General features: G+C 41.7%; 15 protein-coding genes and 1 pseudogene. 10 read left to right on the top strand and 6 right to left on the bottom strand.

Annotated features, from left to right (window positions below):
• Positions 1-23: 23 nt before the first annotated feature.
• Entirely contained in the window at positions 24-518 is a 495-nt protein-coding gene (locus H6G86_RS15630; protein ID WP_190935090.1) for a hypothetical protein, read from the bottom strand.
• A 412-nt stretch (positions 519-930) separates the two neighbouring features.
• On the opposite strand from H6G86_RS15630, the pseudogene H6G86_RS38690 reads away from it, so the two are divergent.
• The 4 genes and pseudogenes from H6G86_RS38690 to trpD all read left to right on the top strand — a co-directional run.
• Positions 931-1,143, top strand: a pseudogene (locus H6G86_RS38690) (IS66 family transposase); the annotation flags it as partial.
• Positions 1,107-1,250: a restriction endonuclease gene (locus H6G86_RS39990; RefSeq protein WP_190935089.1), complete on the top strand. Its 144-nt coding sequence runs from the start codon at positions 1,107-1,109 to the stop codon at positions 1,248-1,250. The pseudogene H6G86_RS38690 and the gene H6G86_RS39990, both read left to right, overlap by 37 nt.
• Before the next feature lie 163 nt (positions 1,251-1,413).
• A complete protein-coding gene (locus H6G86_RS15620; RefSeq protein ID WP_190935088.1) occupies positions 1,414-2,295 on the top strand; it encodes a DNA adenine methylase in 882 nt (293 codons plus the stop codon).
• Positions 2,296-2,384: 89 nt separating this feature from the next.
• The gene (trpD, locus tag H6G86_RS15615; RefSeq protein ID WP_190935087.1) at positions 2,385-3,452 is read left to right on the top strand and encodes an anthranilate phosphoribosyltransferase; all 1,068 of its coding nucleotides are present in this window, start codon (positions 2,385-2,387) and stop codon (positions 3,450-3,452) included.
• Here the strand turns inward: trpD and H6G86_RS15610 are convergent.
• Positions 3,382-4,422, bottom strand: a complete 1,041-nt coding sequence (locus tag H6G86_RS15610) for a retropepsin-like aspartic protease family protein (protein WP_190935086.1) — start codon at positions 4,420-4,422, stop codon at positions 3,382-3,384. The genes trpD and H6G86_RS15610 overlap by 71 nt on opposite strands.
• 245 nt (positions 4,423-4,667) lie before the next feature.
• On the opposite strand from H6G86_RS15610, the gene carA reads away from it, so the two are divergent.
• From carA to H6G86_RS15585, 5 genes are all read left to right on the top strand, one after another.
• Positions 4,668-5,834 carry a glutamine-hydrolyzing carbamoyl-phosphate synthase small subunit gene (carA, locus tag H6G86_RS15605; RefSeq protein ID WP_114083176.1) on the top strand — a complete coding sequence of 389 codons (1,167 nt, stop codon included), beginning with the start codon at positions 4,668-4,670 and terminating at the stop codon, positions 5,832-5,834.
• Between the two features lie 150 nt (positions 5,835-5,984).
• Positions 5,985-6,350, top strand: a complete 366-nt coding sequence (locus H6G86_RS15600; protein WP_190935150.1) for an STAS domain-containing protein — start codon at positions 5,985-5,987, stop codon at positions 6,348-6,350.
• 582 nt (positions 6,351-6,932) lie between these two features.
• Positions 6,933-7,409, top strand: coding sequence for a Mini-ribonuclease 3 (locus H6G86_RS15595; protein ID WP_190935085.1), 477 nt, complete (start codon positions 6,933-6,935; stop codon positions 7,407-7,409).
• A 95-nt stretch (positions 7,410-7,504) separates the two neighbouring features.
• Complete coding sequence (rlmB, locus tag H6G86_RS15590) at positions 7,505-8,587, top strand: 23S rRNA (guanosine(2251)-2'-O)-methyltransferase RlmB (RefSeq protein ID WP_190935084.1); 1,083 nt, start codon at positions 7,505-7,507, stop codon at positions 8,585-8,587.
• Between the two features lie 86 nt (positions 8,588-8,673).
• Positions 8,674-8,976 (top strand): DUF1816 domain-containing protein, encoded by a 303-nt coding sequence (locus H6G86_RS15585; protein ID WP_190935083.1) that lies wholly within the window; start codon positions 8,674-8,676, stop codon positions 8,974-8,976.
• A 127-nt stretch (positions 8,977-9,103) separates the two neighbouring features.
• Here the strand turns inward: H6G86_RS15585 and H6G86_RS15580 are convergent, their stop codons facing one another.
• Together H6G86_RS15580 and truB are read right to left on the bottom strand one after the other, a co-directional pair.
• Positions 9,104-9,952, bottom strand: a complete 849-nt coding sequence (locus H6G86_RS15580; protein WP_190935082.1) for an alpha/beta fold hydrolase — start codon at positions 9,950-9,952, stop codon at positions 9,104-9,106.
• A 154-nt stretch (positions 9,953-10,106) separates the two neighbouring features.
• Complete coding sequence (gene truB / locus H6G86_RS15575; protein ID WP_190935081.1) at positions 10,107-10,991, bottom strand: tRNA pseudouridine(55) synthase TruB; 885 nt, start codon at positions 10,989-10,991, stop codon at positions 10,107-10,109.
• Between the two features lie 269 nt (positions 10,992-11,260).
• Between truB and H6G86_RS15570 the strand changes: the two genes are divergently transcribed.
• The gene (locus H6G86_RS15570; RefSeq protein WP_190935080.1) at positions 11,261-11,770 is read left to right on the top strand and encodes a hypothetical protein; all 510 of its coding nucleotides are present in this window, start codon (positions 11,261-11,263) and stop codon (positions 11,768-11,770) included.
• 70 nt (positions 11,771-11,840) lie between these two features.
• Here the strand turns inward: H6G86_RS15570 and H6G86_RS15565 are convergent, their stop codons facing one another.
• Both H6G86_RS15565 and H6G86_RS15560 read right to left on the bottom strand, forming a co-directional pair.
• Positions 11,841-13,559, bottom strand: a complete 1,719-nt coding sequence (locus tag H6G86_RS15565) for a hybrid sensor histidine kinase/response regulator (protein ID WP_190935079.1) — start codon at positions 13,557-13,559, stop codon at positions 11,841-11,843.
• 276 nt (positions 13,560-13,835) lie between these two features.
• Positions 13,836-14,309: a response regulator gene (locus H6G86_RS15560; RefSeq protein WP_163927601.1), complete on the bottom strand. Its 474-nt coding sequence runs from the start codon at positions 14,307-14,309 to the stop codon at positions 13,836-13,838.
• Positions 14,310-14,350: the final 41 nt, after the last annotated feature.

The following is a 14,350-nucleotide window of genomic DNA, read 5'->3' as shown; positions in this document are numbered from 1 at the left end:
ACTCGGCTATGCTTGCTCCATCCTTAGTCTGATACTCGACCCCATGTAGGAGCGATTAACTGCCCGGCCAATCCTCCTTTTTGACCAATCGCAAAAACCTGGGTTGCTAGGAGTATTCTTCCTTTTTTCTCAGTCTCGGAGATTATAAAATTATATGTAACCGTGCCGGTAGAGAAAGGGATCGTAGCAATACCTGTACCATTTGTTGCTACCGAATAAGTTCCATTCGCCACCGGGGGAAGATCGTTAATGTTTCTAGAACAATTAGGAATGGGATTGCCACACGGTAAGTTCGCTATGAGGTCCACAGTTAGTCCACCTTTGCCATCGAAGGTTATCGGTCCTAAGCTGGCAACATTAGCACTGTTGTTGACATAGGCATAATTTCCCTGAAGACTGGCCTTTGTGAAAGTCTGATCGCTGGCCATAGCAGACTGAGCAGTGTAGATACCCAGTATGACCAGAATTACCGCCATTACCTTGAAAATATTCCTCATTTGAGCAGATTTATTTTGCATTTTTCTTACCTCGCTCTAATAACTAAAAATTGAGATTCCCCACTTGGGGCATGACACAAAAGCTTAAAGACTAGCTCAAGCGCAACCGCTACATGAAACGGTTAGCTCTCTTGGCTGCTGTCAGGTGTCAGTTGCAACAAAATTTTGTTCTGGCTGGGATAAATATAAGATTTCCCACCAGTCAGATTTTGTAGTAGCAAAACTATTTATTAGACTGGTTTTATCGGTCTAATACCGCTAATTCGGATGATTAGACAGAAAAACCGCGCTCTAACATCCCCAAATAGGCAATTACATTGTGATTAGTGGAAATACTACCACCATTAGGTAGATTAAACTGTAAAATTCCGTATTTCTTCCAATTGACACAACTGGTTATTATACATCAAATAATCAGGTGTAAAGGTATGTTGAACTGTTGTGGGAACTGGGTCAAATAGAAATTGGGGTGGGAACATTAGTAGCCACAAATGAAAGAATAGATGGTACAGTGGCTCAAAGTCTTGATAGCCTAAAAGAGTGGATAAAACAAACCCAACCCAATATCCATTCGGATGAAACACCTTGGATAGTCAAAGGGTTAAAAGGATGGTTATGGATTTTTACCAGTTATATTTATATGCTCAAAGAGCAAACAAAGGAGTATTTATTACTATCTATAATTTTACTCAAGATGCAAAAAATTATGTATTAGACATAGATATAAAGGTTGTACTAATAGATAGTCAATAATTAGCATAATTGATGATTTTTCGCAATGTAGTTTAGGTGTATTAACAATGTAAATTTATGAGATTAAAAAGATAGATTCAGACTATTTTTTAGACAGTTGAATTGTCTTTTTTTCTAAATATTTGAATAATTAAATATATTTTAAGCCATAAAAATTACTTTTATGTTCAAAAGTCCTCTCCGATATCCTGGTGGTAAGTCAAAAGCAATAAATCAGATAGCTGAATACTTACCAGAGAGCTTTTCGGAATTCCGAGAACCTTTTGTAGGTGGTGGTTCTGTATTCATTTATTTAAGACAAAAGTTTCCCGATATCAAGATTTGGATTAACGATTTAAACCGCGAACTCTTCTTATTCTGGAAAATTGCCCAATCTAATATAGCTCAGTTAGTTAAAGAAATTCGAGATATTAAAATCAAATATATAGACGGTAAATTACTCTTTAGAGATTTAACTAGTGTAGATGTCAATAATTTATCTGATTTAGAAAGAGCAGTTCGCTTTTTCGTACTCAATAGAATTACTTTTTCAGGAACTGTAGAATCAGGCGGTTTTTCTGAACAAGCTTTTCATAAAAGATTTACTGATTCTTCAATAGAACGGCTAGAAAAGTTAGAAAACATTCTATCAGAAAATGTCCAAATTACTAATTTGGATTACAGCCACCTATTAAAGCCAGAAGGAGAAGATGTATTTTTATTTTTAGATCCACCATATTTTAGCGCTAAAAAATCAAAGCTATATGGTAAAGATGGTGACTTGCACACATCTTTTGAGGATCAGAAATTTGCTGAACTTTTGCAACAATGTCATCATCGCTGGCTAATTACCTATGACAACTCAACGCAAATTCTAGAAAATTTCCAATGGGCTAATATCTCAGAGTGGGAATTGCAGTATGGGATGAATAACTATAAGCAGAGTGGTGCGGCTAAAGGAAAAGAGTTATTCATTACTAACTACGAAGTCAAACTTGATTTGGAAAAAAAATCACAAGTTCAGAATCTTGGTAATCCAGCTTTGCAATTAAGCCTTGAGATTTAAACCTAACTTTAATAGCAACCAATTTTCCGGTAGTATAGCTCCCATACCCTTCATACCTAGCTACACCTACCAAACTACAAACCTTAGCTATGAAAACTTTTCCAATCCCTGCTCAAGAATCGTCTGTTAGCTGGTATATGTTACTGCAACAATTAATAGATGGCCAATCCTTGTCTCGTACTCAAGCTGCTGAATTGATGCAAGGTTGGCTCAGTGAAGCGGTTCCCCCAGAGTTATCAGGCGCTATTTTAACAGCGCTGAACTTTAGAGGCATTTCTGCCGATGAATTGACTGGTATGGCTGAAGTCTTACAATCTCAATCTTCCGCACTCAATACTCACCATTCATCGCTCACCAATGTAATAGATACTTGTGGCACTGGTGGAGATGGTTCATCAACCTTTAATATTTCTACAGCCGTTGCTTTTGTTGCCGCAGCATCTGGTGTACCCGTTGCTAAACACGGCAATCGTTCAGCTTCAAGTCTCACGGGGAGCGCAGATGTTTTGGAAGCCTTGGGTGTAAACTTGAGCGCATCCAGTGACAAGGTGCAAGCCGCACTACAAGAGGTGGGGATCACTTTCTTGTTTGCACCTGGTTGGCATCCAGCGCTGAAAGCAGTTGCCCAATTGCGGCGGACTCTCAGGGTACGAACGGTGTTTAATTTGCTGGGGCCGTTAGTAAATCCTTTACGTCCCACTGGGCAAGTGGTGGGGTTATTTACTCCCAAACTTTTGGCGACTGTTGCTCAAGCATTAAACAATTTGGGCAAGGAAAAGGCGATTGTGCTGCACGGGCGAGAAAAACTTGATGAGGCTGGGTTAGGAGATGAAACTGACTTAGCGGTGTTATCAGATGGAGAAGTGCAGGTAACTACCATTAATCCCCTAGATTTGGATCTAACACCTGCCCCCATAGGTATGCTTCGGGGTGGCGATGTCCAGGAGAATGCGGTGATTCTCAAGGCGGTACTCCAAGGTAAGGGAACTCAGGGACAACAAGATGCTGTTGCCTTAAATGCATCGTTGGCGCTGCAAGTAGCAGGTTCGATCGCACTTCTCGACCATGCCCAAGGGATTAAAATCGCTAAGGATATCCTACAAAGCGGGGCAGCTTGGACGAAGTTGGAGCAGTTAGTTGAGTTTCTGGGGGATTAATTTGCGATCGCAATTGCGGGCGAAATTCTACGACATTACGTTTGATGGTGACATCGTAGTTGCCAAAAAAGTCATGGCCTAAAAGTCCAGTTTCTAGTTCCGCACCTGCGATCGCTACTGGTACTTTATTCACTATTACCCCACCAAGTGCCATCGAATTAACATAGCCCACAGGGAATTCTACAGCCCTAGAACTTGCGGTATTTGCCTTAGCTCTCCCTACTGTCACGATTCCCAAAGCATTGGCCATCTGTTGGGTGATGACAGTGCCACTGGCTCCCGTATCCACAATCATCTCAAATTGTCGCTGTCCATTGAAAGTGACTTCGACAATTGGTGTTCCACCAATCCGCCTTTTAATCGGCGCTGTAAATACTTCCTGATCTGGAATTACTACTGCTGATGAGGGCAAACCTGGCTCTGTTGGTAACGGCTTTGTTTCTTGTGGAGGCGAGGTATACTTTGGTGTAATTGTTGTTTGGGGAACCACAACCACTATCCTCTTCGGTTCGGCAAGACGCAGAGGGCGAGGAGTAGCTTGTTGTTGAGCGTATTTAATTTGGCGGCGATATTCAGTAATTTTGGTTTGAGCGATCGCAAATTCTGGGCTTTGTCGTCGAACTCTTTGCATCAGCGCGATCGCATCCTGGTACTGATTCGCCACCAAAATCCAATCACCCGGAGATTGAGCAGAACGGCTGATACTCCAAGCGCCAACCGCTTTGTCTAGCCCCTGTTCAAAAAGACTTGGTTCGCTTTCAGACGGCTCTAGCGGCTGTACTTCTGGGGTAACTGCTGGTGTTGGTGATTCAACGGCAGGTTCTACTGATGCCAAATCGCCAATTGGCGCGGGTTGCTCATTGCCACCAGTCACAGTGTTCCGTTTGTCTTCACTACAGGCAACACACAAAACCGCAAGAGCGCTTGATACTAAAATTAGGGTTGCACGGGATAAAAAAGACTGAAGCATAATTAATTTTAACCACCCAAGCTTTGTCAAATCCACTCCCGCCACTTTAAATTCCCACTTTAATTTTAATTAACTATCCAAAAAACTCCTAATTGCTCAACTCATGGGATAATTAACAATCGCAGTATTGAAGAATAGGTAATGGGAAATGGGGAATAGCCAATGGGGAAGAGTTTAGTACCAGCCCAATCCCCAATTCCCAATTCCCAATTCCCAATTCCCAATTCCCAATTCCCCAATTTACTATGCCCCTGACTGACGCAATACCTGCTTTACTTGTCTTGGCAGATGGAACTACTTATCGCGGTTGGTCTTTCGGTGCGACGGGAACCGCGATCGGAGAAGTGGTGTTTAACACTGGCATGACCGGATATCAAGAAGTTCTGACTGACCCTAGTTACTGCGGTCAAATTGTCATTTTTACCTATCCTGAATTAGGCAATACTGGTATTAATCTTGAAGATGAGGAATCAGATGGCCCCCAAGTGCGGGGTGCGATCGCCAGAAATATTTGTCAAAGACCAAGTAACTGGCGATCGACACAATCCTTACCAGACTACCTCAAACAAAATCAAGTACCAGGGATCTACGGCATCGATACCCGCGCTCTCACCCGCAAAATTCGGATGTTTGGAGCCATGAACGGCGGCATTTCCACAACCATTCTCGATGAGGCGGAATTGCTAGAACAGGTACAGGCAGCTCCCAACATGGCGGGATTAAATCTGGTTCGAGAAGTCACCACATCAACGGCTTATGAATGGTCAGAACCCACAATTCCAGCTTGGGAATTCAACTGTGAGGCTGCGGAAAATCTTGGAGAAGCCTTTACCGTTGTTGCCCTTGACTTTGGCGTAAAACGCAACATTTTGCGTCGCTTAGTAAGTTACGGTTGTCGGGTAATTGTTGTGCCTGCTGATACGCCACCAGAAGAAATCCTCAATTACAATCCAGATGGTGTGTTTCTTTCTAATGGGCCGGGCGACCCGGCTGCCGTCACTGGAGGGATTGCAACTGCCAAAGCGCTTTTGTTAAGTCAAAAACCCATTTTTGGTATTTGTATGGGGCATCAAATTTTAGGTCATGCGTTAGGGGCAGAAACCTATAAACTAAAATTTGGTCATCGTGGTTTAAATCAGCCTGCGGGTTTACAACAACGGGTAGAAATTACTAGCCAAAACCATAGTTTTGCTATTGACCCAGATTCTTTACCTACAGCAGTTGTGGAAATCAGCCATCTGAATTTAAACGATCGCACCATTGCCGGGGTACGTCACAAATCTCTACCTGTATTCTCTGTACAGTATCACCCAGAAGCCAGTCCTGGCCCACACGATGCTGATTACTTGTTTGAGCAATTTGTTCAAGCCATGCAAGCAGCACGTCAAGCCGCAACAGCCGAGGTTAAGTAAAAATGGGGAATGGGTTACTAGCTAAGGACTAAGAAAAAGTTTTTCAATGCCCAATGCCCAATGCCCAATGCCCAATGCCCCAAAAGATTGTAGACAACTTGCTCAAAAACCATCTATACTTGAGCGTTCACTTTAACTCATGAGGAGGGAATTATTGCTGAGCCACTGAATCTAACCGTTAGCCTGAGGGGTACTCGTGAAGTCCGGGATAACTGCCAGCTATTCCGCCTCACAGGTTTGTTAGATGCCTTTTCTGAACCCACATTTCGCAAAGTGCTTGGCAGCAAGATTGAAGAGGGCCCTAAGCACATTATTTTGGATCTCTCACAAATCGACTTTATTGATAGCTCTGGCTTGGGCGCTCTGGTGCAGCTAGCCAAGCAGGCTCAAACTGCTGAAGGTACTTTGCAAATTGTCACGAATGCCCGCGTAACTCAAACGGTCAAGCTTGTTCGTCTAGAGAAGTTTCTCTCCCTGCAAAAATCAGTTGAAGAAGCTCTAGATAACGTCAAGTAGTCTTGGTTGCTTGAACCGAGAGACTAATTCAGCTATCCAGATTCAACATCGGGTAGCTTAATTTTTAAAACTTCTGGCAGAAAACCTCTCTCCTTGTGAGAGAGGCAAAAAGCCAGTTGCGCTATTATTATGTTTAAAGTAGAGCAATCAAAAAAATATCTATACCAAGTGATTGCTGTGTAATCGCTTACTAGAACATTCGGATTAATAACCAAGTCTGAAAAAGTTGTAAAAAATACAAATTTTGCAGATTTGTCTATAGATAAACTTGACTTGATACTGTATAGTTAAAAATTGTCACTTACTAAGTAAGCATAGCAATGCTATCTAGTAACGGGGTGTATTTGATGTTCAGATTCTACCCTATCTTAGACACAGACTACAAGAAGTAGGCGAAATTTGGTTTACAAGGCGTTGACATCAGGGTGATTTTAAATGCCAACTCTCAATCAAAAAGATGAAATTAAAAAGTAACTTTGATAGTATTGATTATACTAAGTATACTATCATGGCATACTTCAAAAAAATCAGTCTTTGCGAAGAATGCCTGCCAAATCTAGCCCGTCAAGGAATGATTTATTTGTGAAGTCACAGGAGGAACTATTAGATGGACAAGATAAAACTCCCAAGCAGAGTTTATCTTGGACTGAAGCACTCTTGGCAACCACAGGGCCATTCCAACAGATTTCCCTCTCACAAGTGCAACAAATTTCTCCTACTGCTTTAGCATATTTGGGGGATGCAATTTATGAGTTGTATGTTAGAATGTTCTATCTGCTGCCATTGCAGCGGTCAGGAATTTACCATAGTCTGGTAGTGGAGCAGGTAAGAGCAGAAACACAAGCGCTACATTTGCGATCGCTAACTCCTCATCTGAGGGACACCGAATTAGAAATTGTCCGACGGGGTAGAAACGCCGCGACAGGCCGCCCTAAGCGACTTAATCCCGAAATTTATCAACAGGCAACTAGTCTAGAAACGCTAATAGGCTATTTATATCTCACTGATTACCAGCGTCTAACCGAACTGTTGCAAATGCTTCATGTAGAAAAAGGGTGAAAACTCAATTTCACAACAATAGGTACAGCAGTAGATTAGGTTCCAGAAATTACGGTAATCGGTATGTTCAACCATAAGCTATATCCATAAATCAAATGCAGAATAAACCGAGAAAAATCATTAACACTTCTACTGGCGAACCCAATCGTGGTAAACCTATAAAAATTAAGGGTAAGCGTGTTGTTAGTAATCCCACGCGCAACCCCCGGAAAATAGATAGCAACCCCATTTCTGTTGCTAATCCCACTCGTAATCCCCGGAAAATAGATAGCAACCCCATTTCTGTTGCTCCCATTCGCAATCCCCGGAAAATAGATAGCAACCCCATTTCTGGCAATTCCCGACAACGAAATAGCAGCTTCTCTCAGCCGTCTGTATCTACACAACCAATAGAAGAAGATAACGATCTCATCTACGGTCGTCATCCAGTATTGAGTGCGTTGCAAAATCAACGCAATCTTAACCGCATCTGGATTACTACCCGTCTGCGCTACGATCCCAGCTTTCACCATTTTCTGCTGCAAGCTAAGGAAAATGGCACCGTTATTGATGAGGTTGAACCCAAGCGCTTAGACTATCTTACCAATGGCGCTAATCATCAAGGTGTGGCAGCACAAACTGCTCCCTACGGCTATATCGAATTAGCCGATCTCATTGAACAGTCTAAATCTGTAACCGATCCCGTTATTGTAGTGGCTGACGGAATTACTGATCCCCACAACTTAGGAGCAATTATTCGCACCGCCGAAGCAATAGGCGCTCAAGGATTGGTAATTCCCCAAAGACGGGCATCTGGGATCACTTCCACTGTTATGAAAGTAGCAGCAGGCGCTTTAGAAAACTTTACTGTATCTAGAGTTGTTAACCTCAGCCGCGCCTTAGAAGAATTAAAAGAAGCTGGCTTTTGGATTTATGGTACTGCTGCAAGTGGAAGCGAACCCGTGCATACTGTAAATTTCAAAGGCCCAATCGTTTTGGTAATCGGTTCAGAAGGCGAAGGTCTGGGTATGTTGACTCAACGTTCCTGTGATTTCTTGGTATCGATTCCTCTGCAAGGTAAGACTCCCAGCCTGAATGCCTCTGTAGCAGCAGGGATGGCGCTTTATGAAATTTATCGTCAGCGATCGCTAAATACGCTGTACTTAGATAAGTTACAAAAAATTTCTTTGAAAAAATAACAGTAACAGAGTATAAAGAAATGTAAAAGATAATAAAGCACCATATCGTTTAACACCCTGTAGACGTTTATAAATCGGCGAAAAACATGAAAACCCTTTGGCATAACCTCAAGGAAGTGTTGATTAACACATTCGACACCATCGGCCTGGCTTGGTGGGTAGAGATTGTGACGCAAAATCCCCGGTGTACTTACTACTTTGGGCCATTTCTGACTTCTTCTGATGCAAAATTTTCAAGCGTTGGATACATAGAAGATTTAGAAGTCGAAGGAGCTACGGGAATTACTGTGCGTGTCAAACGTTGCAAACCTAATACCTTAACAATTGCTGAAGACTTGGGGGAAAGATTTGACCGCAAAGTACAGCCTGCCTTTGGCGGTCAGATTTAAGTTAGGCGAAAATTAAGATAATTCGTAATTCGTAATTCGTAATTCGTAATGGGCTTCTCTACGAGACGCTAACTTAATTTCGAGTTCTAATTGCGAATTATGTGGTTCAGAGTTAAAAACTCTGGGACTATTTAATACCAATTACCTGCGGATGTTCTTCCAGCCAATGGTCAATGTCATTCAGCACCAGCTGGGGGACTTCCCACGGGAAAAGATGAGCGGTATTTGAATAGCACTGCCACTGAGAATTTTGAAGGTTTCGAGCAGTTTCTAGGCTCGAATCAGATGTGATGTGGCGGTCTTGATCGCCAGCAAGTACCAAACTAGGACATTGTATTTGTGGCAGTTCTGGAAGCCGATTGTATCCTGACTGAATGGCACTATAGAGGGCGCGAGTAGCAGCAGGAGAGGTTTGCAGATAAGCTGGTACTGCTTCTTTGGCGATGTATTTGTAAGTGGTAGATGTATGTTGTTGGACTAAGTAGCGGAAAAGCGATCGCTTGCCAAAAGTTTCAATATTCCATCGCCAACTCGGTTTTATATAGTTTAATAGGCCAGCAACGCCAGTATATAAATTATCCTGCCAAGTGATGCTCGGATGACTACCACAGGGTTTTGCGGCTGTCGCTACCAAAATCAGCCCAGTAACGCGCTCTGGTAAACGCAATGCCAGTTCCATTGCCAGAATGCCCCCAAGTGACCATCCCAATACTAGGCATTTTTCAATATTTAAGCGATCTAGCAGCGCTTCTAAATCAGTTAAATGGTCAGTCATAGCAAAATTGCCATTCCAGTGACTTTTGCCATATCCGCGTAAATCAGGGGCAATAGTCTGATAGCGTTTTGATAAATGATTGGTGAAGACAGAAAGACTACGACCAGTACCAGGATGACCATGTAAACCTAGAATGGGGAATCCTTGACCTTGGATGTAAACATTGAGACGTGCAGCACTGGTAGGATGGCGATCGCTCATTACTTGCCATTCTCCTGTCTAGCGAACACAGCGATCGCTTCAGTCCTTTGTGCCGTCCGCTCTATAATCACCTCAATCTGGCCTAACCTTTCTTGCATAGTAGTTCGTTATATTATTCTTCTTGACAAATGACAAATGACCAATAACTAAGATTTTAAGAAATTGGTTCAAAAACCATTTGAGGGATCAACACTTCATCTTGTAATTGCCCAATACCTAAAAAGCAAGTCTCTTCATCATAAACTCGCACTATTGTAGGAACATCAAAAGTTAGAGAAATTCGCTGACCTTGACACCACTTTTGAGCAGATGTTGCTGGTAAAGTAACAGATGACAAATGTTTTAAGGCTGCATCTGGACAAACGGGTTGAAATATTCCAGCTTGTAGTTGTGCTTCTAAATCAGTCAATGTGAGACTATCGGTTAAATTGAAACCACTACTTTCGGTACGAATTAAAGCCGCAAGAGTGCCACCAGTTTCTAAGTTTGCACCCAAGTCACGAGCGATCGCTCTAATATATGTACCAGAACCGCAGGCGATCGCCACATCCAATTCTGGGAAATCTCCTTCTCTCCAGTCCAAAATATCTATCCGAAAAACTTCCACTGTTCGCACTGGAACTTCCACCGTTTTCCCTTGGCGTGCTAAATCGTAGAGACGTTTACCATCCACTTGGATTGCACTATAAATAGGTGGTATTTGCTCAATTTTGCCTTCAAATTGTACTAATGCAGTTTTTACCTCTGCCAAACTCAATCCAGCACAAGGTTGAGAAGTGATGATTTCACCTTGCAAATCATCCGTTGTGGTACGCACACCCAGGCGAATAGTGGCTTTGTAAGCTTTGTTTTCTGGCAGATATTGCAATAATCTTGTGGCTTTACCAAGGGCAATTGGTAAAACCCCTGTGGCGGCTGGATCTAAGGTTCCCGCATGTCCGACACGTTTGAGGCGCAACAATTTTCGCACCCGCGCTACACAGTCGTGGGAAGTCCAGTCAAATGGTTTGTTTAAGTTGAGAAAACCTTGAAATAACACAAAATCAATACTTACAGCTTCTAAACTCTATTAAATACTTATTTAAGGCTCAAAGCATTAATATTTGGTAATTAAAGCTTAATCAAGCATTAATTGATACATGCTAACTACTTTTAAGACATCCTGTAAGCACTTTACCGAATAATACACACAAAATGCAGATAACGCCGAGTATGTACAGTAAATACCACATTGTCACTTATAAGTGACAACACATAAAATACTTTTACCAAAATAATTATCGATAGGGTTTTATAAACATAAATTAAATGAAAAAAGCAATTTTCAGTACTACATTAATTCTTTGTTCTATGTTGATTGCAAGTTGCAGTGATGGCAATAGTACTTCTCAACAAAATAAAGTTAATCAAGCAAATACTGCAACAACTACTCCAGCTAATTCTGAATCTATTTCTGCAAATAAAGGAAAGCTAAATAACATCGAAGTTGGTAAAAAAACTAGTAATCCAACATCAAAAGAAAAAACACCTATTAAAAATAATAAAGCTAATGAAATTTCTCACAATAACCCAATATTTGGGACGATCAAAGACATGCAAAATGGAGACTTAAAATGCTATGTTACTGTTTTAGATAAAAATGGTAAGTTATATGAAGGTGTCGGGGCAACATTTGAGGTTTGCGAACCAGAGAAATACGTCAACAAAAAAGTAAAGATGTCTTATGGGCTAGAGAATGTCAGTGATTGCCAAAGTTCTGAGCCTTGCGGTAAAACAATCAAAGAATGGCTGATTACCAACATACAAATTCAAGAGTAAGAATCACAATATTTGTTTTTAAAATTGTAAGTAATGCAGATAAGCTATAAGTACTATATACTTCTACAAATCAAGTTGATGATGGGGAAAGTTGATCGATTGGGAATACCTTTGGTAAGCTGACTGTAACTTTAGTTCCTTGCCCCACTTCACTAAATAAGGTGATATGGCCACCATGTAATTCTACACAGCCTTTAGCGATCGCCAATCCTAAACCCGTACCAGGAATTGTATCAACGTTGCTTCCGCGACAGAAGGATTGAAACAAATTTTCTTGATCTTTAATCGGGATACCAATTCCCCGATCTTGGATGTAAAAGATCACCTCTGATTCTTTACCGATCAGGTGAAACTCTACAGTTCCTCCATCTGGAGAGTACTTAATTGCATTAGACATTAAGTTAATAAAAATTTGCTGCAACAGCCCGCGATCGCCCCAAAAGCCTTGGGTATGCCCAGTAATTTGAAAAATTAATTCGTGGCGATCGCCTGTTGTTTCTCGCTCTTGTTCTATAAGATCGGCAAAGAATTGCAGTAAATCAAGCAGAATTGGCTTAAACTTAGGTTTTTCTAGTTCAAATTGGTTAACCAGAAGCATATTATCCACGAGTTTGGACATATACCTTGCTTTCTGTTCAATAATTCCTAGAAACCTTTGTTGTTTAGACTCATCCAGTTGTTGGTTATGTTTTGCCAAAGTTGATGCAGCCGCCAGAATTGAAGTTAGTGGCGTTCGATATTCATGAGAAACCGTTGCAATAATTTGGGATTTAAATACATTGAGTTGCTTTTCTTTGGCAAGGGCTGCTTGAGTTTGGGCTAGCAATTCAGCTTGTTGGATAGCGATCGCTAATTGTACCGAAACTTCATTGAGCATTTGGGCATCATCAGTTTGCCAATGTCGTTCTCCAGAATTTTGGTGAGCAATCAACAAACCCCAAAGCTTGGGAGTTGGGTTCCCATTGTTGCTCAAATTAATGGGAACTACTAGATTTGCATTAGTATTAAATTGCTCTTTCAGGCTGACACAATTACACAACCCAAGCTCATAAATATAAGGGATTGGGGATTGGGGATTAGTCAGGGGAGCAGGAGGAAGGGTGCAGAGGAGAGGAATTTTACCCCTGCTCTCTGTTCCCTGCTCCCCTGCTTCTTCCTCAGCCGCGATGCGATCGCACAATGCTACAGTGCGGAATGACTCAACTGATGAAGCAACTATTTTACCGTCAGTATCTGGGGTGAACTGATACACCATCACGCGATCGCACTTCAGAAGTTGCTGTACTTCTGCTACAGCTGTATTCAGAATTTGCTCTAGGTTAAGAGACTGGCGAATTCGTAAAGCAGTTGTAGCAATTAAACGCTGCCTTTCCTGAGTTTTGCTGAGTTGGGCTTGCAAGCATGATTGCTTAATAGCGTTTCGGACTGCTAGTTGCAGTATGTCCTGTGTCAGATTATGCTTAACCAAATAATCTAGCGCACCCCGTTTCATGACTTGCACAGCCACCTCTTCATCGCCCCGCCCTGTCAACATAATCACAGGAACAGAAGTCTTAAATATCTCCTGCTGCATCTGATCGAAGAGTTCTATCCCACTCATATCAGGTAGGCAAAAATCCAGCAGAATGGCATCGCATCGGATTTTTTGGCACAAAGCAAGTCCTTCTTCTGCACAGTCAGCCTCAAATATCTGGTAGGACTGGTGCGGATCTTTCAACAGATATCGGCGATAGATTTTCCGATCTGCTGCACAATCATCAATGATGAGTAGCGTCCTTATGTCCAACATATACAGGTATGAGGATCGGGAATGTAGATCCCTTTTATCCAGATTGGTTTTTATTGCATAATTCTAAAAATAATATAAAATAAGTATAAATAAAATCTAAATTCTTTAGTAATCCTAAAGAAACATCAAATACTCAAAAACAGAAAAATGGGGAAAAGGAATCTAGCAGAGACAAACAGACACAGTGACTCAAAGAAGAAAATGTCTCTGTGCCCTCTGAACCGTCTCCTTTATTATCCTTTTTTCCCTACTGCCTCATCAACAGGCAATAAAAAATTAATCCAAGACTGGCGGCATATTGGCTTCAAGCCAATAATCCACAAATGCCTGGATCGTCTTTTTTAGTTCCTGAGCATCCATCGGTTTTACCAGATATCCATTTGCGCCCTTTTGGTAGCACAACTCAATATCCTTGGGATTTGATGATGTGGTAAAAACAACGATGGGGATTTCCTTGAAACTCTTGTCTTGCTTGAGCCGATCTAGAATGTCACGGCCATCAATACCTGGCAAATTCAGATCGAGCAAGATCACAGAGGGTCGTAATGCTACTTTAGAGTTGGGTAAGTTTTCGCCTTTGCTATGGGCATCGCTCCCCTGTTGATACAGGAACTCTAAAACCTCATCCCCATTAGTACAACGATGTATGGGGTTCTGGACGGACATAAGCCGCATCAGACGTTGTAGCATCCGAAAATCTTCATTGCTGTCCTCAACAACAAGCAGAGGTTCATGAAGTTTTTTTGTCATTCGTGGTCTTAAAAGAGCTTAACAAAAATACATATTTGGTT

The organism is Nostoc sp. FACHB-133, assembly GCF_014698055.1.
GTDB lineage: Bacteria > Cyanobacteriota > Cyanobacteriia > Cyanobacteriales > Nostocaceae > Nostoc.
The sequence above is the reverse complement of the archived record's forward strand: the minus strand, read 5'-3'. Positions and strand labels throughout refer to the sequence as shown.